The following is a 24,805-nucleotide window of genomic DNA, read 5'->3' on the forward strand; positions in this document are numbered from 1 at the left end:
TGGGTCATTCGTCGTCGCTGCTGTGGCTGGCGCTGTCGGCAAAGTTGAGGCCGTGCTTGCGCAGTTTGTCATGCAGGGTCTTGCGCGGTACGCCGAGGGCTTCGGCGAGGCTGCGCAGGGAACTGTGGGGGCGGCTCAGTTCGGCGGCGATCAGGCTTTTTTCGAACTGTTCGACTTGTTCGCTCAGGCCGCCGGGGGTGGAGGTCAGCAGGCCGGCGGAGAGATTGTCCGGGGTGTTGTCCAGCGCCAACTCCAGGCCCAGGGCGAAGCGCTCGGCGGCGTTCTGCAATTCCCGCACATTGCCCGGCCAACTGTGGCGCAGCAGCAGTGCGCGCTGGCCCGGCTGCAATTCGTGCAGCGGCAGGCCATGGCGGCTGCTGGCTTCGTCGGCAAAGTGCTGGAACAGCATCAGCGCATCTTCACCGCGCTCACGCAGCGGCGGAATGCGCAACGGTGCGACGTTGAGGCGGTAATACAAGTCGGCGCGGAAGCGGCCCTGGTCGGCGGACTGGCGCAGGTCTTCCTTGGTGGCGGCGATGATGCGGATATCCAGCGGGATCAGTTGATTGCCGCCCAGGCGCTCGACCACGCGCTCCTGCAGCAGGCGCAGCAGCTTGACCTGCACATCCAGGCTCATGCTTTCGATTTCGTCGAGGAACAATGTGCCGCCGTTGGCGAATTCGAATTTGCCGATGCGGCGTTTTTGCGCGCCGGTAAAGGCGCCTGGCTCGTGGCCGAACAGCTCGCTTTCGACCACCGACTCGGCGAGCGCGCCGGCGTTGATCGCCACGAAAGGCCCGCTGCGCCGGCTCGACAAGTCGTGCAGTGCGCGGGCGACCACCTCTTTGCCGGCGCCGGTTTCGCCGAGGATCAGTACATCGGCCTTGGTTGCCGCCAGCGCGCCGATCTGCTCGCGCAGGCGCAGCATTTGCGGGGAATGCCCGACCAGGCGCGTGCTCAATTGCTGGCGATCGCTGAGGGCCAGGCGCAGGCTGCGGTTATCCAGCACCAGCCGGCGCAGGGCCAGGGCGCGGCGCACGCTGTCGAGCAGGGCGTCGCTGGCGAACGGCTTTTCGAGGAAGTCATACGCACCGGCACGCATGGCCTGCACCGCCAGCGGTACATCGCCGTGGCCGGTGATCAGCAGCACCGGCAGCTCCGGGTCCTGGCCGTGCAGCTCGGCCAGCAACTCCAGGCCGTCCATTCCAGGCATGCGGATATCGCTGACCACCACGCCCGGCCAATCCCGCGACAGCTGCGCGGTGAGGCCGGTGGCTTCGCCCAGGGGCAGGACTTTCAGCCCGGCCAGGTCCAGGGTCTGGCACAGGGCCTGACGCAAGTGTGGATCGTCGTCGATCAACACCACCTGAATCTGGTTATCGATACTCATACACTGCGGTCCTCGGACGGTTGCAGACTGACGCCCGGCGAGCCGGCACGCAATTTCAAGGTTAACAGCGCGCCGCCTTGCTTGTGGTTGGCAAACAGCAGTTCGCCACCAAAGGCACGCATCAAGGTGTCACAGATCGCCAGGCCCAGCCCGAGGCCCTGGGTGCGGGTCTTGGTGGTATAGAACGGCTCGCTGGCGCGTCCCAGGGCTTCCATGCAAAACCCCGGGCCGTTGTCGCGAATGTACAGGTTGACGCCCTGCTCGGTGGTTTCGGCACTCAGCCAGAGTTTGCGCGGCGGGCCTTTTTCGGTGAGGGCGTCGAGGGCATTGGCCAGCAGGTTGCCCAGCACTTGGCGTAGGCGGGTTTCACCGGCCTCGACCCACAAGGTCGCCTCGGGCAAATCGCGGATCAGCTCGACTTCCATCGCGCGCCGCCGCTTGGCCAGCAACGCCAGCGCGTCGTCCAGCGCCGGTTGCAGGGCGACGCTTTCCGGCGCATGCCGATCGCGGCGGGCGAACGCGCGCAAGTGGGCGATGATCGAGGCCATGCGCCCGGTCAGCTCGCTGATCAGTTTGAGATTGCCGCGCGCGTCGTCGGTTCGCTCGTGGTCGAGCAGGATTTCGGCGTTTTCCGCGTAGCTGCGAATCGCCGCCAGGGGTTGATTGAGCTCGTGGCTGATGCTCGCCGACATGGTGCCCAGCGCCGACAGTTTGCCCGCCTGCACCAGGTCGTCCTGGGCGCGCACCAGTTCCTGCTGCGCATGTTCGCGCTCCAGCACTTCCTGTTTCAGGCGCCGGTTGAGCCCTTCCAGGTCGCTGGTACGCTCGGCCACGCGCATTTCCAGTTCGCGTCGGGCCTTGGCTTCGAAGGCGATGCGGTCCAGGTAGTGTCGACGGCGCTGCATCATCAGGCCCAGCAGCAACATCAGCACCAACAGCGTGGCGCCGCCCACCGCGACCACGGTGCGTACCGGGCGGTTGATCAACGATTGTGGCGCGAGGATCTCCACGTTCCAGCCGGTTTCGGCGATGGCCGTGGATTGGCGCAGCCAGGCCGTCGGGCTCAAGGCCAGCGGTTGCGGATCGCGGGTCGGGTAGGGCTGGATCGCGATGATCGCCTGGCGCTCTTCGTCCGTCAGTGGCCGGGTGGCGCGGAACCGCCATTGCGGGCGCGAGGTCAGGATCACGACGCCGTTGTGGTCGGTGACCAGCAGTTGCTCGGGGGTGTTGCCCCACAGGCTTTCGGTGTGGTCCAGGTCGACCTTGACCACCAGCACACCGATGACTTTCTCGCCATCGCGCACCGCGGCGGCGAAGAAGTAGCCGCGTTTGGCCGAGGTAGTGCCCAAGCCGAAGAACCGGCCCAGGCGCCCGGCCATGGCTTCGCTGAAATACGGGCGGAACGAGAAATTGCGCCCGACGAAGCTGTCTTGCTTGTCCCAGTTGGACGCAGCGAGGGTCTTGCCGGTGGTGTCCATCAGGTACATCACTTCGACCCCGGCCTGGGCGGCGACGTCCTTGAGCAACAGGTTGGCGTTGGCCAGGTTGGTACTGACCTGCGGTGCCGCCAGCGCGGTGCGCAGGGCTGGCAAGTCGCCGAGGATCTGCGGCAGCACTTCATAGCGGTGTAGGGTGCCCAGCAGGTTGGCGACGTACAGGTCGAGGGTCTGGCGGTTCTGCCCGGCCAGTTCGCTGCGGTAGTAGCGCTCGGCCAGGTGCTCCAGCGGCCACAGCAGCGGCGCCAGGCACAGCGCCAACAGGGCGAGGCTGCGCCAGCGGGGTCTTCGCGGGAGGGGTGGGGTCATGGGAGTCATGCGCCTGAGGGTACAGGCGCATTATGCCTAGTGCTGCTGTGCAAGACACTCGCGCAATGCGTCTTGCCACAGCGGCTGGCTGACCTGCCACTGCTGTTGCAGGCGGCTGCAATCGAGGCGCGAGTTCAGTGGGCGCCTGGCCGGCGTCGGGTAGGCGCTGGACGGGATCGCTTCCAGGTCGGCGCAGGGTTTGCCTGTGGCGCGCAGGTGCTCGCCAATCGCCTGGGCGAAGCCGAACCACGACGTTTCGCCTTGGGCGGTCAGGTGATAGATACCCCAGTCGCCCGCTTGCCCGGCCTGCCAGCGCTCGATCAACGCACGGGTGCTGTTGGCGATAGTGCCGGCCCAGGTCGGCGCGCCGATCTGGTCGGCGACGATCCGCATCTGCGGTTTTTCTTGCAGCAGACGCTGCATGGTCAACAGGAAGTTCTTGCCGTGAAGGGAGTAGACCCAACTGGTGCGCAGGATCAGGTATTCGCCCCCGACTGCCACGATCGCCTGCTCACCGGCGAGCTTGCTCTGGCCGTAGACGCCCAGCGGGTTGGGTGTGTCGGCTTCGGTGTAGGGCGCAGGTTTACTGCCGTCGAACACGTAGTCGGTGGAGTAATGGATCAGCGGCACGCCCAAGGCCTTGGCTTCCTCGGCGAGAACGCCGGGCGCGGTGGCGTTGATCGCGAAGGCCGCGTCCGGCTCGCTTTCGGCCTGATCGACCGCGGTGTGGGCCGCGGCGTTGATGATCAGGTCGGGGCGATGGGCGCGCACTTGCTGGCGGATCTGGTCGACGTGAGCCAGGTCCAGTCTGTCGCGGCCCAGCACGATGAGTTCGCCCAGGCCCAGGAGCCGTTGTTGCAGCTCTTGGGAGAGTTGGCCGTGTTGGCCGGTGATCAGGATCTTCATGGGAACAGGTCGGCTTCCATCAGCAGTTTGCCGGCCTGGTCCTTGGAGGACAGTTGCGGCGGTTCGGTCAGTTCCCAGTCGATGGCCAGCGTAGGGTCATTCCAGAGGATGCTACGCTCGGCGCTCGGTTGGTAGTAATCGGTGGTCTTGTAGAGGAATTCTGCGTAGTCGCTCAACACCACGAAACCATGGGCGAAGCCTTCCGGCACCCACAGTTGGCGGTTGTTCTGTGCCGACAGGCGCACGCCGACCCATTGACCGAAGTTCGGCGAGCTGCGACGAATGTCGACGGCTACGTCGAGTACTTCGCCGGCAATGACACGCACCAGTTTGCCCTGGGTATGTTCAAGCTGATAGTGCAGACCCCGCAGCACGCCTTTTTGCGAGCGTGAGTGGTTGTCCTGCACGAAGTCGCGCTGCAGCCCGGTGGCCGCTTCAAAGGCACGGGCATTGAAGCTTTCGTAGAAAAAACCGCGCTCATCACCAAACACTTTCGGTTCGAGGATCAGTACGCCGGGCAGTGAGGTTTGCACTACATTCACGGGTGTTCTCCGGCCAGCGAGTACAGGTATTGGCCATAACCGGTCTTGCCGAAGTACTTGGCGCGTTCCAGCAGATGGTCACGATCGATCCAGCCATTTTCGTAGGCGATTTCTTCGAGGCAGGCGACTTTCAGCCCTTGGCGGTGCTCGATGGTCTGCACATAGGTCGAGGCTTCGAGCAGGCTGTCGTGGGTGCCGGTGTCGAGCCAGGCAAAGCCACGTCCAAAACGCTCCACATGCAAGTCGCCGCGCTTGAGGTAAGCGTTGTTCACGTCGGTGATCTCCAGTTCGCCACGGGGCGAGGGCTTGACCGCCTTGGCGATCTTGATCACGTCGTTATCGTAGAAATACAGGCCGGTGACGGCATAGGGCGACTTGGGCTTGGCTGGTTTTTCTTCGATGGACAGGGCGCGGCCTTCCTTGTCGAAGTCGATCACCCCAAAACGCTCCGGGTCCTTGACCCAGTAGCCGAATACTGTCGCCCCGGACGGGCGTTCGGCCGCGGTGCGCAGTTGATCACCGAAGTGTTGGCCATGGAAAATATTGTCGCCCAGGATCAGGCACACCGGATCGTCGCCGATGAATGCTTCGCCAATGATGAAGGCTTGAGCCAAACCGTCCGGCGACGGCTGCTCTGCATAGCTGAAACGCACGCCGAACTGGCTGCCATCTCCCAGCAGATTGCGGTATTGCGGCAAGTCCACCGGCGTGGAGATCACCAGGATGTCCTTGATTCCCGCGAGCATCAGCACCGAGATCGGGTAGTAGATCATCGGCTTGTCATACACCGGCAACAGTTGCTTGGACACGCCCAGGGTGATGGGGTGCAAACGGGTGCCGGAGCCGCCGGCCAATACGATTCCCTTTGTCATGCAATCAGATCCTTCATGTCGGTATTGCCCAATCGTTCGCCCTGATAACTGCCGTCCTGGACCCTGCGGCACCATTCCAGGTTATCGAGGTACCACTGCACGGTTTTGCGCAGCCCGGTTTCAAAGGTTTCTTGCGGGACCCAGCCCAACTCGCGTTCGATCTTGCTGGCATCGATGGCGTAGCGCTGGTCGTGGCCGGGGCGGTCCTTGACGAAGGTGATCAGGTCGGCAAAATGCGCGACACCGGCCGGGTGTTGCGGTGCCAGCTCTTCCAGCAGGGCGCAGATGCTGCGTACCACGTCGATATTCTTCTGCTCGTTGTGGCCGCCGATGTTGTAGGTCTCGCCGACCACGCCTTCGGTCACCACCTTGAGCAACGCACGGGCGTGGTCTTCGACGAACAGCCAGTCGCGGACCTGCAAGCCGTCGCCATAGACTGGCAACGGCTTGCCAGCGAGGGCGTTGAGGATCACCAGGGGGATCAGCTTCTCGGGGAAATGAAACGGCCCGTAGTTGTTCGAGCAGTTGGTCAGCAATACCGGCAGGCCATACGTGCGCTGCCAGGCGCGAACCAGGTGGTCGGACGCGGCCTTGCTGGCCGAGTAGGGCGAGCTGGGTGCGTAGGGCGTGGTTTCAGTGAACAGATCGTCTACGCCGTGCAGGTCGCCGTACACCTCGTCGGTGGAGATGTGGTGGAAGCGGAACGCGCTCCTGGCCGGCTCTGCGAGCGTTTGCCAATACGCGCGGGCGGCTTCCAGCAGGCTGTAGGTGCCGACAATGTTGGTCTGGATAAAATCCGACGGGCCGTCGATGGAACGGTCGACATGAGACTCGGCCGCCAGGTGCATGATCGCCTGGGGCTCGAAGCGCGCGAGCACGGCGCTGACGGTGGCCTGGTCGACGATATCGGCCTGGACGAACTCATAGCGGCTGTTGGACGCGATGCTGGTCAGCGACTCCAGGTTGCCGGCGTAGGTCAGTTTGTCCAGGTTGAGCACTTCGTGCTCGGTGTGTTGAATCAGGTGGCGGATCAGGGCAGAGCCAATGAAACCGGCACCACCGGTGATAAGAATACGCATGTCGGGGGGCCTTTTCCTTAGACGGACATTTAGCGAATGGAGCATAGCTTGAGTTGTGACGCGGATCTGTGCAAGCGCGGCACGTTGGGGGGTTGCTTAACCCCCATCAACAATGGCGATATAGGCGCCTGATAAAAACAGAGGTCCTCATCATGTTGCTTGCCACGTTGATCCATCGTACCAGCCTGCCTTGCCCGCAAGTGGGGTCCGATCAGGCTGCACACTTGCTTGAGCGGCATTATGGCCTTGGCGGCACATTGCAATCACTTGGCAGCCAACAAGACCTCAACTACAGCATCGACACCAACCATGGCCGCTTTGTTCTGAAAATCTGCCTGGGCGACTACGCCGCCGTCGAATTGCACGCCCAGCATGCCGCGCTCCACGCCTTGCAGACGCAGGACGGGTTGCGCGTCCCCCGAGTCATCAAGGCCCTGACCGGTGAGGACCTGCTGACTGTGACCGTCGACGGGCAAACCCTGCACCTGCGGCTGTTGGATTACATCGACGGCCAGCCCTTGACCCACCTGCCTCACGTGGGCCGCGAGGTCATCGCAGGCTTCGGTGACTTGTGCGGGCGGATGGGCCAGGCGCTGGCCGATTTTGCGCATCCGGGCCTGGAGCGGACCCTGCAATGGGACCCGCGCCACGCGCAGGAACTGATCAGCCACCTGCTGGCGACCCTGCCAGACCTGCCCCACCGCGCGGCATTGGAGCAAGTCGCCGAGCAGGTCGGCGAGCGCATTCGGCCCCTGGCGGATCACTTGCCGTGGCAAGCGGTACACATGGACATTACCGATGACAATGTGGTCTGGCAGCGCGATGCCCTGCGTCATTGGCAGATCCAGGGGGTGATCGATTTCGGCGATCTGGTGCACACCTGGCGCATCGCCGACCTGTCGGTGACCTGCGCTGCCTTGCTGCACCATGCTCAGGGCGATCCCTTTGCCATCTTGCCGGCAATCCAGGCCTGTCACGCCGTTACGCCGTTACAGCGCGAAGAACTGCAGGCGCTATGGCCGCTGATCGTCGCCCGTGCGGCGGTGCTGGTGCTCAGCAGCGAACAGCAGCAACGCCTGGACCCCGATAACGACTACCTGTTGAAAAACGCCGAGCATGAGTGGGAAATTTTCCAGGTTGCAACGTCGGTGCCGTTTGAACTGATGGAGGCGGCGATCCTGCTCTGTGTCGGGCAGACGCTGCCACCGATCGCCAGCGAGGGGTTCGCGCCGCTCTTGCCGGGGCTGGTGGGACGCGAGTTCGCGCTGATCGACCTGGGAGTGCTCAGCCCACACTTCGAAGCGGGTAATTGGGAACAGCCGGGGATTGACCGGCGCTTACTGGACGAGGCTGCGGCGGTTCACGGGTTGGCCGCCAGTCGCTACGGCCAATACCGTTTGTCGCGCACCTGCCCGGACAGCGCCACGGAACCGCAGACGTTCCCGCTGCATGTCGAGTTGCACCTGCCCCACGGTACAGCGGTGGAGGCGCCCTTCGCTGGGGTGCTGCGTGTCGGTGCCGATGGCTTGCTGTGCGTGCAGGATGGTCCGTTGAGCCTGCGCTTGTGGGGCGTAAGCACCTCATTGAGCGCGGGAGCGGCGGTGGTGGAAGGGCAAATACTGGGCGAGGTCCATGCCCCCCTGACCGTGCAATGGTGCCGCGCCGACGTTGAGCCACCGCTGTTCTGCACGCCGAGCCGGGCGTCGGCGTGGCAAGCGCTATGCCCGTCACCCTCGGTGCTGCTGGGGCTGGCCTGCGATGCCGAACCCGAGCTCGACCCCCAAGCCCTGCTGGCGCGACGCGATGCCAGCTTCGCGCGCTCGCAGAAGCACTATTACGTCGATCCGCCGCGCATCGAACGAGGCTGGCGCAACCATCTGATCGACATGCAGGGCCGTTCCTATCTGGACATGCTCAACAACGTCGCCGTGCTCGGCCATGGTCACCCCCGCATGGCAGCGGTGGCGGCGCGGCAGTGGTCGCTGCTCAACACCAACTCGCGCTTTCACTATGCGGCGATTGCCGAATTCTCCGAGCGCTTGCTGGCGCTGGCGCCGGACGGCATGGACCGGGTCTTCCTGGTCAATAGCGGCACCGAGGCCAATGACCTGGCCATCCGCCTGGCCTGGGCCTACAGCGGCGGGCGCGACATGCTCAGTGTGCTGGAGGCCTACCACGGTTGGTCGGTGGCGGCGGATGCAGTGTCCACGTCGATTGCCGACAACCCCAAGGCCCTGAGCAGTCGTCCGGACTGGGTTCACCCGGTGACCGCGCCCAATACCTATCGCGGCGAGTTCCGCGGGCAGGACAGCGCGCCGGATTACGTGCGAAGTGTGGAACATAACCTGGCGAAAATCGCCGCGAGCCAGCGCCAACTGGCCGGCTTCATCTGTGAGCCGGTGTATGGCAATGCAGGGGGCATCTCCCTGCCGCCGGGCTATTTGCAGCAGGTGTATGCGTTGGTGCGCGCCCAAGGTGGCGTGTGCATCGCCGATGAGGTTCAGGTGGGTTATGGCCGCATGGGGCATTTCTTCTGGGGCTTTGAAGAGCAGGGCGTGGTGCCCGATATCATTACCATGGCCAAGGGCATGGGCAACGGTCAGCCGTTGGGGGCGGTGATCACCCGTCGCGAGATTGCCGAGGCGCTGGAGGCCGAGGGGTATTTCTTCTCGTCATCGGGGGGCAGCCCGGTCAGTTGCCGGATCGGTATGGCGGTGCTGGATGTGATGGAGGAAGAAAAGCTCTGGGAAAACGCCCAAGTGGTCGGCGCGCATTTCAAGGCGCGGCTGGAAGCCCTGATCGACCGTCACCCGTTGGTCGGCGCGGTTCATGGTTCCGGCTTCTATCTGGGCCTGGAGCTGGTGCGCGACCGGCATACCCTGGAACCCGCCACCGAAGAGACCACACTGCTGTGCGACCGCTTGCGTGAGCTGGGGATTTTCATGCAGCCGACCGGTGATTACCTGAACATTCTCAAGATCAAGCCGCCGATGGTCACCTCCAGACGCAGTGTGGATTTCTTTGTCGACATGCTGTCGAAGGTGCTGGACGAACAGTTGTAAATAATCGATTGTTATCGGTTAAATGCTGTCATATTTATCGGCTATATTGTTTTGATGCTTTTAAGGCCGATTTTTATCGGTTATAAAGTCGGCCTTCACCCTTTCGGAGCCCTGATCGCCATGACCACCCTGCACAGCACACCTCGCGCCGATGGCTTTCATATGCCTGCCGAATGGGCGCCACAGACCCAGGCCTGGATGATCTGGCCCGAGCGCCCGGACAACTGGCGCCTGGGTGGCAAGCCGGCGCAGGCCGCGCACGTGGCGGTGGCCAAGGCTATCGCGCGTTTCGAGCCGGTCACCGTGGCGGTTTCCGCCGGCCAGTACGAAAACGCCCGTGCCCGCCTCGACGTGCCCAATATCCGCGTGGTGGAAATGTCCAGCGACGACGCCTGGGTGCGCGACACCGGCCCGACTTTCGTGATCGACAACCGTGGTGAAGTGCGCGGCGTGAACTGGGATTTCAACGCCTGGGGCGGTTTTGACGGCGGCCTGTATGCGCCGTGGAACCGTGACGCGCAGGTTGGCGGCAAGATCCTCGAGATCGAGCGTGCGCCGCGCTACCGCACCGAAGGGTTTGTGCTGGAAGGCGGCTCGATTCATGTCGACGGCGAAGGCACCCTGATCACCACCGAAGAATGCCTGCTCAACCGCAATCGCAACCCGCATCTCGACCGTGCAGCCATCGAGGCGGTGCTGAGCGCCAACCTGGCTGTGGATAAGATCATCTGGTTGCCAGACGGCCTGTTCAACGACGAAACCGACGGCCATGTGGATAACTTCTGCTGCTATGTACGCCCGGGCGAAGTGCTGCTGGCCTGGACCGACGACCCGCAAGACCCGAACTACTCACGCTGCCATGCCGCCATGGACGTGCTGCAAAGCAGCACCGATGCCCGGGGCCGCTCGTTCACAGTGCATAAAATGCCGATTCCGGGGCCGCTTTATGCCACCGAAGCAGAGTGCGCGGGTGTGGACCCGGTGGACGGCAGCCAGGAGCGCAACCCTTCCGTGCGTCTGGCCGGTTCCTACGTCAACTTCCTGATCGTCAACGGCGGCATCATCGCGCCGAGCTTCGACGACCCGCTGGACAACCAGGCCCGCGAAATCCTGCAGAACCTGTTCCCGCAGCACGAAGTAGTGATGGTGCCGGGCCGCGAACTGTTACTGGGTGGGGGCAATATCCATTGCCTGACCCAACAACAGCCTGCCCCGCAGAAAAACTGAGTGCGGTTGTAACAACGTCGGAGCGACGACCGGGCGCCACTCGGTTCTAGCGTTCACAGCAAGCCCGCGGCCCCGTAAGGCCGTGGGCTTTTTTGTGTCCAGCTGCCTATAAATACTGCACATTGGCATAGCTCTTGTATTGGTATTGTCACAGTGGCCCACGGTGATGACTGCGCAGTTCTGTCATAAACCTTGAGTAAGTTAGCGGCTCACGCAGTAGGAGAGAGCGCTGAAATGAATGTCGATATCAACTTGATGCACACGCGCACGTTCCACCCCGTGCGAGTCAACAGTGACGAAATCCATGCGCTGGCGCTCTGGTTGAAGGCACATGGCTCACGGCAGGTCAGGCAGCCGCCCGATTTATTCAGTGTGATGAGTGAGCGCTACCCGGCAGGCTTGTTCAGCGACGAAGAAATGCACGCATTGTGCGAATTGATGAATAACTGAGAACTCGCCGATCAACCATCGGCGAGGGAGCATGTTCGCCATTGCGGTGTGCCCTTCACTGAATAAGTGATTGAGCTATACCTGTCGCGAGCAGGCTCTCATTTAAAGTCGGTTCAGTCTTAGAAACGGCAGGTTCCCCTCACCATGATGTGACGACAGATCTTCGGGCTGAATCTGCGTCACATGGTTCGCTTAAGCGCATAAGACCTTACTTGAGAATAATGACAATTATTTGCATTTGTGCGCGTGCCTGTTCCCACGCGTTCGACTTATAAAATATGTTAGTGGGTCCGTATTTTTTCTGTATGGATAAGATTTCCAGGTGATGGCCGAAGCGCTGTAGGCCGTGGCTTAGAATTTTTTTGCCTAAATACAGACGATTCGCGAAATTGACACATAGTTCAACGCGAGACTAGCATTGCGTCCAACGCCTGTGGCTAACAGCCATGACTCAACCAATAAGAAAAGGCCTGCGGCAGTTCAGTCGTCCGCGGGCTTTGTTTTTTTCGGAAAAAGTCGACACCAAAACAGCAATATGGAGCCTGGTGTCATAGCGCGTACTCAACCAGTAATAAGGAATATAAGAAATGTTGAAACAACGGATGAGTCTGATCGCTCTGGGGATTTTGAGCGCATCGACAGCCATGGCAAACGACCAGGAGCAATCCAAGGGTTTCGTTGAAGACAGCCACCTGAACATCGCCGCACGTAACGCTTACATCAGCCGTGACTACAAGAATGGCAAGCAAGACAAAGCCGAATGGGGCCAAGGCTTCATCGGTAAGTTCGAGTCCGGTTTCACCCAAGGCACCGTCGGTGTGGGTGTGGACGTGATTGGCCAGTACGCCATTCGCCTGGACGGCGGTAAAGGCCGCAGCGGCGCGGGCGGTATCGACTTCTTCAAGCAAGGCGACAGCGGCTCTGCCGCCAACGACCTGGCCAAAGGCGGCGCGGCGGTGAAGTTCCGCCTGTCCAACACTGTGCTCAAGTACGGCGACCAGTTCCCGAACGTGCCCGTGCTGGCTTACGACAACTCTCGTCTGTTGTCGGAAACCTACACCGGTACCTCGATCGTTTCCAAAGAGATCGAAGGTCTGCAACTGGACGCGGGTCACTTCACCAAGGAAGCGCGTAAGAGCGCTGAAGGTACCGACAGCGGCCGTCTGAAAAGCATCGATTACATCGGTGGTAGCTACAAATTCACTGAAAGCCTGTCGGCAGCGCTGTACGCCTCCGACATGCAGGACGTGCTGAAGAAGCAATACGTCAACGTCAACTACGTACTAGCCCTGCCGGAAAAGCAGTCGCTGACGTTTGACTTCAACGGCTACAAGACCAAGCTGGATCGCAGCTTCGCCCTGGAAAACCAAGGTGATGCAGACGCGCGCGACAACAAAATCTGGAGCCTGGGCGCCACGTGGGCAGTTGGTCCGCACAGCTTCACCGTCGCTCACCAGCGCAGCACCGGCGACACCGGCTACCTGTACGGCGGCTACCGCAACGATGGCGGCATCGGCGACGGCGGCAACACCATCCTGCTGGCCAACTCCTACTGGTCCGACTTCAACGGCAAGGACGAGCGTTCGTGGCAAGCGGCCTACGGCATCGACTTCGCTACCTTCGGCATGCCTGGCCTGACCTACAACGTGGCCTACGTGCGCGGTACCAATATCGACGACGGCAGCGGTCGTGGCGATGGCACCGAGCGTGAAATCTGGAACCAGTTCAAGTACGTCGTTCAGAGCGGCCCGGTCAAAGACCTGAGCCTGCGTGCTCGTGCCTCGTGGTTGCGCGTTTCCAACAACGCCAGCAACTACAACGTAGGCGGTAACGAATTCCGCCTGTTCGCCGACTACCCGATCAACGTTTTCTAATTGATCCGGCGTCGCGCCTGATTGCAGGCGATAAAAAACCCCGACTGGTTCGGGGTTTTTTTATGTCGCGGGTTCAGTCCTGCCGGTTTTGCAGAATCTTGCGGGCGAGGGATGCGTTGACGTAGTCGGTCATCAGCGTCAGGCCTTCATAGGGTTCGATCTTCTTGTTGTCGATGCACAGCTGCGCCATCTGCAACAGCACCTGACGTTTCTTGCGGTTGACCCGCGCACCGGGTACGCCGAATGCGGTTTTGCGCAGTTCGGGCAACGGCGCCTCGGGCGTCAGTTCGACGGTCACCCAGATGCCTTGGATAAACTGCAGCGTGACAGTGGCGATGTGTTCGATGGGCAGCGGTTGCGCCAGATTGGCGAACACGAAATGTTCCGGCGTCAGGCGCAACGCGGTCTGCGGCGCGCGTTTGAACCGGCGGATGCCCAGCCACAGAAATATCAGCGCAATGCTGGCAATCCCCGCCCCGGCACCCACGGCGGACAGCGCCGTGCCTTTCAAGCGCTCCGGGGCAAGCCAGGGCTCGCTCATCATCGCCAGCCCTAGCAACATAAACGGCAGCGCCAACACCGCCATTAACACGGCACGTCGGCGACCGCCTTCGTGCAGGGCATGTTCGCCTTGCGCCGAGGCGGCCAGGGTTTCCAGCAGATGAGTGTGAGCTGTTTGTTCGCAGGCCGCTGCGGCGATCAGGTCGTGGGACAGTTGCTCACGCAGCGGGTGCGCCGCGCTGAAAAGGGCATCGATTTTCCGGCTCGCAGCCTCTGCGTCCACGCCACGGGTGGCGCTGTGCATGGCGTCGGCCCAGGGCACACGCAATGCGTGCAGGCGCTCGCCGTTGGAGGGGTGGGAATCGGTCGGGTGGGGTTGATGCGTTTCCAGCGCTTCGTCGGGTGCCTGCAATTCTTGGCCTTGCAACGCGGCGAGGGCGGCGTTCAGCACATCGCCCTCAACGGGGGTGTCGCAATGGGCCAGTAGCACGTTTTCCACAGGCGTCTGCAACACCGATATGCGCAACAGCGCCGAGGCTACTGCCGCATTGCCTGCCAAGCGGCCACCGGCGGCGTCGGCCAGCAACTCGCGCTCACGGCTCCAGCGGTTCACCGCATGATCGAAGCGCTGCATGAAAAACACCCCGAACAGGAACGACGGGCGCATCAACCAACCCTGGATCAGATCGCTGTTCATCATGGTCTGCGCCAGCGTCTCCAGGCTGCGGCTGACGCCATCGTAGATCGGCACAAAGCGCAGGCTGTACTCGGTGTCTTCGCCGACAAAATGCGCCAGCTCATGGCCGATCACGGCGTCGACTTCCTCGCGGCTCAGCAACCCGAGGTACAGCAGCGGCACATGCAGGGTGCGCCCGTGCAGCGGCGTTTCAGCGGGCCGCACCGTGGCGGGGCTGGAGGTCACGTAAAAGCCCAGGGCGAGGCTGACCACAATATGATCCGGCGGCAACGCGCCCAATCTGTCGGCCAACTCGCGCACCTGGCGCCATAACCCGGGCGCCTGTTCAGCCGTCACCACCCGGCCGAACATCTCGAGCGGCGTGGGCTCGAACATCACCAGCATGTGCCGCAGTTGTTTGAGCAGCAGCCAGATCGAATACAGGCAGATTACCGCGATTACCCCCAGCCACCCCATCAGCTTGACTTCGCCCCGGCCCAACCGGCCGATATGCCACAGCGCCAGGCCCTCATAACTCAGCACCAAGGCGAGCGTCGCCGCCATCGCCACCACCTGGCTTACCAGCACGTAGGGCAACAACCGGCTGCCCAGGGAAAATACCTGCAGCAACTGTTCTCGCGACTGCTGCGCGCGCCGCCCTGCCCATTGCGTACCGGCCAGCGCGGCCACGCCGATCAGCGCGGCGAGTAGTCCGAGCCCCATCACCCAGGGTGCCAGCGTGCGCAAGACGCGATTGAGTTGGCGCGCGGTGGGCAGCTCGGCCTCGATTCGCGCCAGTCGGGAGAGAAACTGCTCCGGGCTGAGGGCGTCACTGCCCACCGTAATGGGCACCGTCGGATTTTCTTCCACCCACCTCTTCAGCACGGGCTTCATCACGTTGACATAGGCTTGGGCTTGGTCGGGAACCTGTGCGCCCTCGGTGGCGCGCTGCAATTGCCATGTTCCAACGCCGGCCAGCAGCAGGGGAAAAATGATCAGCAGGAAAATCAGTTTTATGGCGTTCATGGGAGTCCGTTCGCAACGCAGAAAGCGAACGTTTATACCGAAGAACAGGTGGGGTGGGCGAGAGGAGCGGTCTTCCCGGGCGTTAGGAAAAAGCGCCGCGGGAAGGAGGAGGGCTCTGTAGGCTAAATCGTCAGCCTCAGGCTTTGGCTGGCGCCAGTTTCTTGCAGTTTGCCTTGCGGGTCGGGTATTGCTCGCACTTGCGCAGCACGGTTTGCACCTGCTGCGCGTTCTGCAGTTGCTGGTTGGCCAGCAACTTCTCGGTGATGAACAGTTCTTCCGAGCCCAGGTTGCGTTCGGCCTTGTCGATCATCGCCAGTGCTGATTGCCCGTCGCCGCGCTTGAGGTGGTAGCTGATCATCAGGTCATAGGTCGACGGGCCGGCCAGGCTCCAGTCCTTGATGGCCTGCAACTCTTTCAAGGCTTCGCCGCTGTTGCCCTGGGCCAGGCGCACGGTATACGCCGTGCGCCGGATGCTTGGCTGGTCCTTGACCGGCGAGGCCAGGGCTTTGCGGATAAACCCGTCGGCCGCAGGCAGCTTGTTTTTCTCCAGGGCGTCGTTGGCGAAGTAGGCGTCCTTGTAGCCCTGCATGGCCTTGGCCACTTGTGGCGTACTTTTGATCTTCGCCCAGCTCTCGGGGTTGATGCGCGCGCGGCGCTCCTGGCGGTACTCGCGCTGCAGGTACTGACGCAACTCGGTGTCGCGATCCATCGCCGACATGTGGGAGCGATTGAAATACTGGGTGGTCGCGGAAATGCTGGTGGTCAGCCCATCTTTGACCAGCACGTCCAGCTCCTGAGTGAAGCGGTTGAGATTGAACTGCTGCAGCGAATCCTGCATGGCGTTCTTGCGCGCGGTCAGGAAGCCGCTGAGCAACGGTTTCTGTTTGCCCTGGAAGTCGTTGAGGCGCTCCAGGCTATGGGTGGCGGCACGGGGCGCGTAACCGGCGCGGATCATCAAGTCGGTGCCGAGCAGGTCGGCCTGGTCTTCCTGGGTGCGGCCCCACGCGGTGCTCCACACATGGTCGGAAAACGTGTTGGCCAACGTGGTGTAGAGCACGGTGTTGCCGATGGTTTTCTGGGTGCCGGCGGGGTCTTTGCTGAACAGCTTCATCGTGCCGGAACTGCGGTCCACGCCGGTATCGGCGGCCATGGTGGCCAAGGCCACGGTGGAGGCCACTGTGGTGAACATCTCTTTCTGCTGCTGGAAGGCCGCCATGCGGTCATGGTGATGCAGCAGAACGTGGCTCATTTCGTGGCCGAGCATTGCAGCGATTTCATCTTCGCTGCCGACGTTGTCCAGCATGCCCAGCGGCACGAACACATTGCCGTAAGGGTCCGCCGAGGGCCCGAAGCTGTAGCTGTCGGTGATTTTCACCTGCAAGGCCGGCAACTCCCCCGGCCAACCTTTGGACAGGCGCGTGACAATCCCCTGCAGATACACCTGCAGCATCGGGATATCCACCAGGTTCTGCTGGCGTGCTTCGGCCGCCGGTACGGCGCGCCCGTCATAGCTCAAGCGCTGCTGGCTCTGGCGTTGCGGGTCGAGCTTGTAGTACTGGCGCACGTCGGTGTTATCCACGTAGTGGCCCTGGACCCTGGATTGGGTCGACGGACCCACCAGGTTCAGGAACGCCTGGTCGGCGCCCTTCAATGTCGCGCAACCACTGAGTACCGTGCTGGCCAGTAAGCTGGCTGCCAATAGAGATCCCTTCACCGCACCGCTCCTTTTATTGATTGCAGCCCGCACCAAAACCGATGGTGGAGTTGTTGCGGCTGTCTTTGGTCTGGCTCTTGGTCAGGCCCTGGCAGGGTAGGTCGACCACATTGAGTGGCGGTTCGATGCGCAGGTCCATGGTGTCCAGCCAGACCTTCTGACCCGCCAGCTCAACCTGCACCAGATCCAGCGCCTTGTTGTACTGCAACACGGGGACGGGTTGGGTCGGCGCGTCTTTTTTCGGCAGCTCGCGCTGTTGTTTACCCTGCTCATCCAGCACCGCCACCGGGTCGGCCAGAAACGCCTTGATGCTGTGGGTTTCCGCCCAGGCACCCTGGGTGAAGAGTGCAACGAGCACGACGATCAGACTTCTGTTCATCCTTGGATTCCTTGAGTCAAATGACAAAGCGACGCGCTCAACGATCGCGATCGAAGAAGGCTTCGATACGTTCGCTGAACAGCACCAACGACAGCAAAACAATGCCCAACACGTTCACCGGCGTGATGTGGCTGACGCTCAGCAGCACACTCACCGAGACGAGCACCGACATCACCAGCAGCCATGACGGGCACGGCGAAGAAAAAAACCAGATTTCCTGGCGCCGCCACCGGCTCCAGGTGCGCTGACCCGCCAGCCGCCGCGCGTGCAGCGCCTTGAGCACGGCTATCAACGCCAGCAGGCCCAGTTCGAGCAGGTCCAGCCAATTAAAGGGCAGGCCAGGGAAGTTGGCAGGCTCATGGTCATAGTCCATGCCCGCATTGATCAGGTTGTCGAGGGCCATGGCATGCAGATAAACGCCAGGTAGCTGGCCGTGTACCGGCGACTCCACCAGATCACCCGTCGAAGTGATATTGGCCCCGACCAGGACCAGACGGTCGCGCAGCAACTCGGCGACCAGGGCTTGGTCGTCCGGGTCGCTGACTTCCAGGTCGCTCGCCGCCAACGTCAGCGTATAAGGGCAGCGTGCCTGCTCCGAGTCATCGAGTTTCCAGAACACCGCCTGGAGCAACTGCGCCAGGCCATCCAGCAAAAAATGCCGCGCCGGTGCGCAGTGGCGCACGTCGGCGATCCGCGCCTGCTCCGGTGCCAGCTTCAGCCCCCATTGCACCGCGATCGGTTGCCCGCGTGCGGCGGTTTGGGCGTCCACCGGCGGCGACGGGCAGGCCTGTGTCCCACAGAATGCGCGGTACAGCGCCAGGGCCGGTGTTTCCATCAGGCCTATGGGCGTATTCACCGCCAGCGGGTACTTGTCATCGACTCCATCCCATGCCACCAGGCCCGGGCGGCTGACCTCGACAAACGGTGCCAGCGTATTGGCCTGGCCTGCCTCACCCCGCTCCACCCCGGTATTGGCCAGCCACAACGGAATGCCCTGGCGTTGATAGCGCTCGAACACATTCGCCAATAACTGACTGCCCCGTGCCGGGTCGCCGAAAGAGTGGTCATGGCTGTAGAGCAAGTCGACAAACACCGCCTTGGGTTTGAACGCCAGCAAGCGCTTGAACAACTTGCTCTGCTCGCCATAGGGCATCGGCCAGGAGGTGGCGTTGCGCATCAGGTACGCGTCATCGATCAACACCACCGCCACCCGCTGCTGCCCTTCATGGGCGTAGTGGCTGGCGAACATCCGGTTGAGCCACTGCGCCGACGCCTTGTCGCTGGAACTGGCCAGGCCGAAAGGATCGAGGATCGCCAGCAGCACGATGAGGGCCGCCAGCCAATAGCGGCGGTATTTGAACAGCGGGGGGGTCGACAACATCCATGTCTCGATAAAAGGCAGCAGCAAGACAGGGTTTTTAACGTGGTGGAGAGGGGGTGTCAATTGGAAAGGTGGCGAAGTGCCATATCCTGTGTGTGAATTGCCGGCGCAACCTGAAACATCGTGAGCAGGCACAAACAAAAAGGCTCATCTTTCGGCGACCCTTTCCCGTTACTGCTCAAGCATCAAGCTACGCCAAATGATTATCGGCGCTTCCACAGGTGCAACTTGCGGTTGCAACGGCGCCTGTGTGGGCGGTGGCGGTTCCTCTGGTTCAGGCGCTGGGGGCTGGTACTTGGCGGCGTGCACGTTATCGACTGACATATTGTTGGAGTGCGCTTATTGGAGAGTGATGATGACTTTGCCTTTTGATCTGCCCTGCTCGACGTAGCGCAACGCTTCTGCCGTCGATTCAAAAGGGAAGGAACGATCAATGACCGGTTTGATAACGCCAGCTTCGATAAGCGAGCTGATTTTTTGCAGTTGTGCGCCGCTGGCCCGCATAAACAGAAATGCATAGTTCACCCCGTGCTTGCGGGCTTTTCTACGAATACCGCTGCTCAGCAGGCGCATGACTTGTCGCAGCATCCAGGACAAGCCTTGCGCTTGGGCAAAGGCTGCCGTCGGTGGCCCGGAGAGGGAAATGAGCTGTCCGCCGGGCTTGAGAACCTCGACCGATTTCATCAGCACATCCTTGCCCTGGCTGTTCAATACCACGTCGAAATCGTGTAATTCGCTCGCAAAGTCGTGCTTCTTGTAGTCGATGACCACATCCGCCCCGAGCGCCTTCACCCATTCGACATTCGCCGTGCTGGTGGTGGTTGCAACGAAAGCGCCGAGGTGTTTGGCGAGCTGGATGGCAAACGTGCCGACACCGCCGGAGCCGGCATGAATCAACACCTTCTGGCCTTTTTTCAGCTGGGCGGTCTCAACCAGCGCCTGCCAGGCCGTCAAGGCGGCCAAGGGGACGGACGCCGCTTCGGCCATGTCCAGGTTCGAGGGTTTCAGCGCGAGCGCGTTTTCGTTCACGGCGATCAGTTCGGCAAACGTGCCAATGCGATCCTCGGGAGGGCGTGCATAGACTTCGTCTCCCGGATTGAACCGCGTCACCGCCGAGCCTGTGCGAACGACCACCCCCGCCAGGTCGTTGCCCAAGACCAATGGAAATGTATAAGGCAGGATCAGTTTGAATTCGCCGGTTCTGATCTTCGAGTCCAACGGGTTCACGCTCGTTGCGTGCACCTGGATCAGAACGTCATGCACACCGACCGCAGGGTCGGGCACTTCGCCAAGCAGTCCGTTCTGCTTGCCGTAGCGGTCGATAAAAAATGCCTTCATGTTGCAACGCTCTTGTCGGTGGAATGAAAACGGGGCGCGGCCCCGGCAACGTTGATGCGATGAGACGTTCAGGCGTCGAGGAACGCCAAGGCCTTGCTCACGAAATCGCCAGGGTGCTGGAAAATGCTGCCATGCCCGGCGTCCGGGTAAATGACCAGTTGCGCGTCAGGGATTCGCTTTGCCAGCTCAAGCGAGTTGACCGTGGGCACCATGATGTCGTTGTCGCCGTTGGCGATCAGCGTTGGCATCTGCAAGCGCCCGAGGTCTTGCGGCGCCTGCTTGCCCCACGCAGTAATGGCTCTTAATTGCCGAAAAAACGCACGGGGTGTCGGGCCTTTGTCCCGGTCTTGCTGGCGCTCTTTCAGCCGTTGCAAATACTCGGACGCGCCGCGTTGTCCGTTGGCCGTGCCGGTAAAGAATAGGTAGAACTTGGGATCGCGTAGCGTCAGCAGCCCCTTGAGCATCAACGGCCAGGTCACCGAGCCGACGTTGTCGATGCCTGTGCCGCCGGCCGGTCCGGTTCCGGTGAGGATCAGCCGGCGCACGCGTTCGGGGGCTTTCAGGGCGATGTCTTGAGCGACGAAGCCGCCGAGTGAAAAGCCGAGCAGGTCCACCTTGTCCAAACCCAACGCACGGATAAAACCGATACCATCGTCAGCCATTTCACCGACGGTCAACGGCGCGACGCCACCCGAGCCACCGATACCACGGTAATCGGTGGTGATGACACGCCGGTTTTTCGCCAGACCGTCAATGATCCTGGGGTCAAAGTTATCCAGCACTGCCCCCCAATGGTTGAACATGACCAGCGGGACCTGCGTTCTGGGGCCCAGATCGCGGTAGGCAAAAGGTATCCCGCCCACCAGAACCGACTGGTTCGCCGCGTGGATAAATGACGACGGTGAACCGGGATGATTGCTGCTAGCCAAAAGAGTCATGTTTATTCCGTGCGATTGCGGAGCGAGGCCGACCTGCTCGACAGGGTTCAGACTTCAGTCAAATAACGCGGCGCCACGACGGACTGTCTGATCTGCGACAAAAGACCCTGACGTGCGGTTTGCAGGGCATCCCAGCGCTCGCCTTCTTGCAGCGGCGGAATGGTCACCGGTTCGCGGCGATCGAAGCCGACCAGTGCGGCATCGACCAGGTCAGCCACTTCCATGACTTCGCTCAAGGTGTTGATGTCGATACCGGCGCGATCCCAGATCTCCGTGCGGGTGGCCGCAGGCAATACGGCCTGCACATAAACACCCTGAGGCGAAAGCTCCAGGCTCAGGCCTTGGGAAAGGAACAGCACAAACGCCTTGGTCGCCCCGTAGACCGACATACCAAACTCAGGCGCCAGGCCCACCACCGAACCGATGTTGATGATCGAGCCTGCACCGGCTTTGGCCAGGCGTGGCGCGATGGCGCTGGCGAGTCGCACCAGCGCAGTGGTGTTGAGGGCCACCAGCTGCGCCACGCTGTCGGTGCTTTGCTCGATGAAGCTGCCGGACTGCGCGGCACCGGCATTGTTGACGAGGATGCCGATGCGAGCGTCATCCCGCAGGCGCGCTTCGACGGTGTGCAGGTCGCCGAGTTGAGTCAGGTCGGCCGCAAGCACTTCAACGGCGACGTTGTGTTCGCCACGCAACTTTGCGGCGAGTGTTTCCAGGCGCGCGTGGTCGCGGGCAACCAACACCAGATCATGCCCGCGTTGGGCAAAACGCTCGGCGTAAACCGCGCCGATGCCAGTGGAAGCGCCAGTGATGAGAACGGTAGGGTAAGTTGTCATGATGTCAGCTCTTTATCGGGAACATGGATTGATGCACGAATAAAACCGGGCTCGATCAGCCAGTGCTCAGTTCGCGCGGGTGCTGGATTCGGCAAGCGTTGGGTAGTCGATGTATCCCGCCGCGCCGCCGCCGTAGAGCGTGGAGGGGTCGAAGGCGGACAGCGGCGCAGCGGTCTTGAGCCGCTCCACCAGATCGGGGTTGGCGATAAAAGGGCGGCCAAAGGCGATCAGGTCGGCCCTGTCATGCGCAAGGCGTGCGGTGGCCAGGTCCAGGTCATAGCCGTTGTTGGCGATGTAAGTGTTCTTGAAGCGCTGGCGCAAAGCGTCGAAATCAAAGGGCACCACGTCGCGTGGCCCACCGGTTGCGCCTTCGACGACGTGCAGATAAACGATGTCCAGGGCATTGAGTTGATCGACGATGTAATCGAACTGAGCCTGCGGATCAGTGCTCGATACACCGTTGGCCGGCGAGACCGGCGAAAGGCGAATACCGGTGCGATCAGCACCAATCTCGGCGGCTACCGCGGCCGTCACTTCCAGCAGCAGGCGCGCACGGTTTGCGATCGAGCCGCCGTAGGCATCGGTGCGCAGGTTGGCGCCGTCCTTGATGAACTGATCCAGCAAATAGCCGTTTGCACCGTGGATTTCCACACCGTCGAAGCCTGCCGCAATGGCGTTTGCCGCCGCTTGGCGGAAATCGTTGACGATGCCTGGGAGCTCGTCAATTTCCAACGCGCGCGGCTCGGAAACGTCCTCGAAGCGATTGTTGACGAACACCTTGGTCGCAGCACGCAGCGCGGAAGGGCCTACCGGCGCCGCGCCGTGCGGTTGCAGATCCACGTGGGAAACACGGCCCACATGCCACAGCTGCAGGAAAATCTTCCCGCCCTTGGCGTGTACGGCATCGGTCACCTTGCGCCATCCCTCTATCTGAGCCGCTGTGTAAATACCTGGCGTGTCCTGATAGCCCTGCCCCTGCTGGGAGATCTGCGAGGCTTCGGAAATCAGCAAACCCGCACTGGCCCGCTGGCTGTAATAGGCCGCAGCAAATTCACTCGGTACAAAACCCTTTCCGGCGCGATTGCGCGTCAGTGGCGCGAGAACCACGCGGTTCGACAGCGTCAGAGCTCCCAGTGTGTAGGGGGTAAACAGGTTTGAGTCGCTCATGGGTGTGTGTTCCGTGCCCGTTGGTAAATGGTCATCTCGCTTGCGATTAGGATGATGATCGAAATCTAAACTGTCAACGGTTTTGATTATGGTCGACATCTATGTATCATCAGCCGATGAATTTCAGCGGTAGAGAGGTATCGAACATGCGAGTGTCCAAGGCTCAGGCCCAGGCAAATCGGGAGCACATCGTCGAAACGGCGTCAGTCGTGTTTCGCGAGCGCGGCTTTGACGGAGTCGGCGTGGCCGACCTGATGGCCGCCGCCGGTTTCACCCATGGCGGTTTCTACAAACATTTCGCTTCAAAGGCCGACCTGATGGCCGAAGCCTCGGCCAACAGCCTTGCGCACTCACTGGCCAACGCCGAAGCATTGAGCGTGAAGGACTTCATCGATCTGTACGTCTCCAGGGACCATCGCGACAGACGCGCCACGGGTTGCACCATGGCAGCGCTGTGCGGTGACGCAGCGCGTCAATCGGGCGACTTGAAATCGGCATTCGCTGAAGGCATCGAGCACATGCTGCAAACGCTCGGCGAAAAATACCCGACCGGCCCGGATGCGGCGCCGGGTGAGGCAAGGCAGAAAATGATCGACCTGCTGGCACGCGCGGTCGGTGCGATCACGCTATCGCGCGCCTGCCCTGACGACTCGGCGCTGGCGGATGAGATTTTGGCGGTGTGTCATGGGCAGATGATCGAGTCGTTGTCGGATTAGTTGGGGGGGTGATGGTTGTGGGGGGCGGGGGAGGAGCATGATTTTTCTGTGTTGGGGGGCAGGACTTGTTCGCTCACTACTCTCCCCTCAGTAAACGCCCGTTCACCGCTGAAACAACAAAGCCCTCGCATTTCTGCGGGGGCTTTGTTTTGTATGGTGGCACCAGGAATCGAAAAATATCATAACTATATGATTTTTATGTATTTTAACTGTCGTAGATTACTATCATATCTCTAAAACTATCCTTTTTCCCTCTTCCGAGCCATCTAGATGCAAGAAGAGTTGAGCTGAGACACGATTGTTCTGAAGGCATGGCAGCCTTTCGACCCCTTCATTAACCTGTGAGGGGAGACCTGCTTCTATTCCACTATATTCTCGCAGTCCCCAGCAGCATCTGGGTTGTGTCTGGCGCTGGGCGTGACAGTGCCACGCGTTTTCGCTGTGAGCGAAAATATTTTTGACTAGCCCATTATGTTCTGCCAAGATGATTTTGCGGTCGATGATTTCTCGATTGTTTGTAGGTGCTAAGGCACTGTGGGGGTTGATTTTGAACCTCTAAATTTTGGGCCGGGCGTGTGCGGTCGCTACCGTGCGCGTATGTGGTGCGGTCTTGTAGGCTTCGTCGAGACGTCGAAGCCTGGTGATTTCAGCGAGGGGGAAAAATACAGTTCAAACATCGGTCATTTGGCTTGTAAAGGTTGCATCGAGAGGTCGGTTCCACATGTTGTGGGCTGGCGCAAACCCTTACAGGAGCATTCAATATGCAACCACGTGACGAGAAAGCCGAAGAACTGTACCTGGTGAAACGGAAGAGAAAGCAGCGTTTGAGATTGTTCAAAACTTGCTTTGGTGTGATTAAGATTCTCGTGCCGCTACTGTCGATGATTGACAGGAATTGGACGAAGATCATCGCATTCTTCCATGAG

Annotated in this window: 19 protein-coding genes; 5 read left to right on the forward strand and 14 right to left on the reverse strand. The window is 61.3% G+C overall.

The genetic code is table 11. From position 1 onward, the window contains the following. Positions 1-4: 4 nt before the first annotated feature. Genes PverR02_RS01400 through rfbB form a run of 6 tightly spaced genes read right to left on the reverse strand, consistent with a single transcriptional unit; the run spans position 5 to position 6,594 of the window. The gene (locus tag PverR02_RS01400) at positions 5-1,390 is read right to left on the reverse strand and encodes a sigma-54-dependent transcriptional regulator (protein WP_046385041.1); all 1,386 of its coding nucleotides are present in this window, start codon (positions 1,388-1,390) and stop codon (positions 5-7) included. After that, positions 1,387-3,195: a sensor histidine kinase gene (locus tag PverR02_RS01405; RefSeq protein WP_046385040.1), complete on the reverse strand. Its 1,809-nt coding sequence runs from the start codon at positions 3,193-3,195 to the stop codon at positions 1,387-1,389. The genes PverR02_RS01400 and PverR02_RS01405 overlap by 4 nt, the downstream gene beginning before the upstream one ends. A gap of 36 nt (positions 3,196-3,231) precedes the next feature. Beyond that, positions 3,232-4,101 carry a dTDP-4-dehydrorhamnose reductase gene (gene rfbD / locus PverR02_RS01410; RefSeq protein WP_079442639.1) on the reverse strand — a complete coding sequence of 290 codons (870 nt, stop codon included), beginning with the start codon at positions 4,099-4,101 and terminating at the stop codon, positions 3,232-3,234. Continuing rightward, positions 4,098-4,643: a dTDP-4-dehydrorhamnose 3,5-epimerase gene (gene rfbC, locus PverR02_RS01415; RefSeq protein ID WP_046385038.1), complete on the reverse strand. Its 546-nt coding sequence runs from the start codon at positions 4,641-4,643 to the stop codon at positions 4,098-4,100. Before rfbC ends, rfbD begins: the two co-directional genes overlap by 4 nt. After that, entirely contained in the window at positions 4,640-5,515 is an 876-nt protein-coding gene (rfbA, locus tag PverR02_RS01420; protein WP_046488739.1) for a glucose-1-phosphate thymidylyltransferase RfbA, read from the reverse strand. The genes rfbC and rfbA overlap by 4 nt, the downstream gene beginning before the upstream one ends. Next, positions 5,512-6,594, reverse strand: coding sequence for a dTDP-glucose 4,6-dehydratase (gene rfbB / locus PverR02_RS01425; RefSeq protein WP_046385036.1), 1,083 nt, complete (start codon positions 6,592-6,594; stop codon positions 5,512-5,514). The genes rfbA and rfbB overlap by 4 nt, the downstream gene beginning before the upstream one ends. Before the next feature lie 152 nt (positions 6,595-6,746). Here rfbB and PverR02_RS01430 point away from each other — a divergent pair, with 152 nt between their 5' ends. From PverR02_RS01430 to PverR02_RS01445, 4 genes are all read left to right on the forward strand, one after another. Continuing rightward, positions 6,747-9,656 carry an aminotransferase gene (locus PverR02_RS01430; RefSeq protein WP_079442640.1) on the forward strand — a complete coding sequence of 970 codons (2,910 nt, stop codon included), beginning with the start codon at positions 6,747-6,749 and terminating at the stop codon, positions 9,654-9,656. 120 nt (positions 9,657-9,776) lie between these two features. Then, a complete protein-coding gene (gene aguA / locus PverR02_RS01435; protein ID WP_079442641.1) occupies positions 9,777-10,883 on the forward strand; it encodes an agmatine deiminase in 1,107 nt (368 codons plus the stop codon). Positions 10,884-11,117: 234 nt separating this feature from the next. Continuing rightward, positions 11,118-11,333, forward strand: a complete 216-nt coding sequence (locus PverR02_RS01440) for a hypothetical protein (RefSeq protein ID WP_017848546.1) — start codon at positions 11,118-11,120, stop codon at positions 11,331-11,333. 587 nt (positions 11,334-11,920) lie between these two features. Then, complete coding sequence (locus PverR02_RS01445) at positions 11,921-13,207, forward strand: OprD family porin (RefSeq protein WP_079442642.1); 1,287 nt, start codon at positions 11,921-11,923, stop codon at positions 13,205-13,207. Positions 13,208-13,280: 73 nt separating this feature from the next. Here the strand turns inward: PverR02_RS01445 and PverR02_RS01450 are convergent, their stop codons facing one another. The 8 genes from PverR02_RS01450 to PverR02_RS01485 all read right to left on the reverse strand — a co-directional run bounded on the left by PverR02_RS01450 (position 13,281) and on the right by PverR02_RS01485 (position 23,163). Continuing rightward, positions 13,281-15,410, reverse strand: coding sequence for a M48 family metallopeptidase (locus tag PverR02_RS01450; RefSeq protein ID WP_079442643.1), 2,130 nt, complete (start codon positions 15,408-15,410; stop codon positions 13,281-13,283). A gap of 136 nt (positions 15,411-15,546) precedes the next feature. Next, positions 15,547-17,124 carry a M48 family metallopeptidase gene (locus tag PverR02_RS01455; protein WP_026140221.1) on the reverse strand — a complete coding sequence of 526 codons (1,578 nt, stop codon included), beginning with the start codon at positions 17,122-17,124 and terminating at the stop codon, positions 15,547-15,549. Between the two features lie 13 nt (positions 17,125-17,137). Continuing rightward, positions 17,138-17,503, reverse strand: coding sequence for a hypothetical protein (locus PverR02_RS01460; protein WP_017848541.1), 366 nt, complete (start codon positions 17,501-17,503; stop codon positions 17,138-17,140). 37 nt (positions 17,504-17,540) lie between these two features. Then, positions 17,541-18,884, reverse strand: coding sequence for a CHASE2 domain-containing protein (locus PverR02_RS01465; RefSeq protein ID WP_079442644.1), 1,344 nt, complete (start codon positions 18,882-18,884; stop codon positions 17,541-17,543). 339 nt (positions 18,885-19,223) lie between these two features. Beyond that, a complete protein-coding gene (locus PverR02_RS01470) occupies positions 19,224-20,222 on the reverse strand; it encodes an NADP-dependent oxidoreductase (protein WP_079442645.1) in 999 nt (332 codons plus the stop codon). A gap of 68 nt (positions 20,223-20,290) precedes the next feature. Further along, a complete protein-coding gene (locus tag PverR02_RS01475) occupies positions 20,291-21,160 on the reverse strand; it encodes an alpha/beta fold hydrolase (RefSeq protein WP_079442646.1) in 870 nt (289 codons plus the stop codon). 47 nt (positions 21,161-21,207) lie between these two features. Beyond that, a complete protein-coding gene (locus PverR02_RS01480) occupies positions 21,208-21,996 on the reverse strand; it encodes an SDR family NAD(P)-dependent oxidoreductase (RefSeq protein WP_079442647.1) in 789 nt (262 codons plus the stop codon). Positions 21,997-22,062: 66 nt separating this feature from the next. After that, the gene (locus tag PverR02_RS01485) at positions 22,063-23,163 is read right to left on the reverse strand and encodes an alkene reductase (protein WP_079442648.1); all 1,101 of its coding nucleotides are present in this window, start codon (positions 23,161-23,163) and stop codon (positions 22,063-22,065) included. Between the two features lie 146 nt (positions 23,164-23,309). On the opposite strand from PverR02_RS01485, the gene PverR02_RS01490 reads away from it, so the two are divergent. Next, entirely contained in the window at positions 23,310-23,879 is a 570-nt protein-coding gene (locus tag PverR02_RS01490; RefSeq protein ID WP_079442649.1) for a TetR/AcrR family transcriptional regulator, read from the forward strand. Positions 23,880-24,805 lie beyond the last annotated feature (926 nt).

Origin of the sequence: Pseudomonas veronii, assembly GCF_002028325.1 — a bacterium.
Lineage (GTDB): Bacteria > Pseudomonadota > Gammaproteobacteria > Pseudomonadales > Pseudomonadaceae > Aquipseudomonas > Aquipseudomonas veronii.

Bases quoted from the DNA above. Each gene is read 5' to 3' on its own strand.
- PverR02_RS01400 (WP_046385041.1), bottom strand. From the start codon at position 1,390: ATGAGTATCGATAACCAGATTCAGGTGGTGTTGATCGACGACGATCCA.
- PverR02_RS01405 (WP_046385040.1), bottom strand. From the start codon at position 3,195: ATGACCCCACCCCTCCCGCGAAGACCCCGCTGGCGCAGCCTCGCCCTG.
- rfbD (WP_079442639.1), bottom strand. From the start codon at position 4,101: ATGAAGATCCTGATCACCGGCCAACACGGCCAACTCTCCCAAGAGCTG.
- rfbA (WP_046488739.1), bottom strand. From the start codon at position 5,515: ATGACAAAGGGAATCGTATTGGCCGGCGGCTCCGGCACCCGTTTGCAC.
- rfbB (WP_046385036.1), bottom strand. From the start codon at position 6,594: ATGCGTATTCTTATCACCGGTGGTGCCGGTTTCATTGGCTCTGCCCTG.
- PverR02_RS01430 (WP_079442640.1), top strand. From the start codon at position 6,747: ATGTTGCTTGCCACGTTGATCCATCGTACCAGCCTGCCTTGCCCGCAA.
- aguA (WP_079442641.1), top strand. From the start codon at position 9,777: ATGACCACCCTGCACAGCACACCTCGCGCCGATGGCTTTCATATGCCT.
- PverR02_RS01440 (WP_017848546.1), top strand. From the start codon at position 11,118: ATGAATGTCGATATCAACTTGATGCACACGCGCACGTTCCACCCCGTG.
- PverR02_RS01445 (WP_079442642.1), top strand. From the start codon at position 11,921: ATGTTGAAACAACGGATGAGTCTGATCGCTCTGGGGATTTTGAGCGCA.
- PverR02_RS01450 (WP_079442643.1), bottom strand. From the start codon at position 15,410: ATGAACGCCATAAAACTGATTTTCCTGCTGATCATTTTTCCCCTGCTG.
- PverR02_RS01460 (WP_017848541.1), bottom strand. From the start codon at position 17,503: ATGAACAGAAGTCTGATCGTCGTGCTCGTTGCACTCTTCACCCAGGGT.
- PverR02_RS01465 (WP_079442644.1), bottom strand. From the start codon at position 18,884: ATGTTGTCGACCCCCCCGCTGTTCAAATACCGCCGCTATTGGCTGGCG.
- PverR02_RS01470 (WP_079442645.1), bottom strand. From the start codon at position 20,222: ATGAAGGCATTTTTTATCGACCGCTACGGCAAGCAGAACGGACTGCTT.
- PverR02_RS01475 (WP_079442646.1), bottom strand. From the start codon at position 21,160: ATGACTCTTTTGGCTAGCAGCAATCATCCCGGTTCACCGTCGTCATTT.
- PverR02_RS01480 (WP_079442647.1), bottom strand. From the start codon at position 21,996: ATGACAACTTACCCTACCGTTCTCATCACTGGCGCTTCCACTGGCATC.
- PverR02_RS01485 (WP_079442648.1), bottom strand. From the start codon at position 23,163: ATGAGCGACTCAAACCTGTTTACCCCCTACACACTGGGAGCTCTGACG.
- PverR02_RS01490 (WP_079442649.1), top strand. From the start codon at position 23,310: ATGCGAGTGTCCAAGGCTCAGGCCCAGGCAAATCGGGAGCACATCGTC.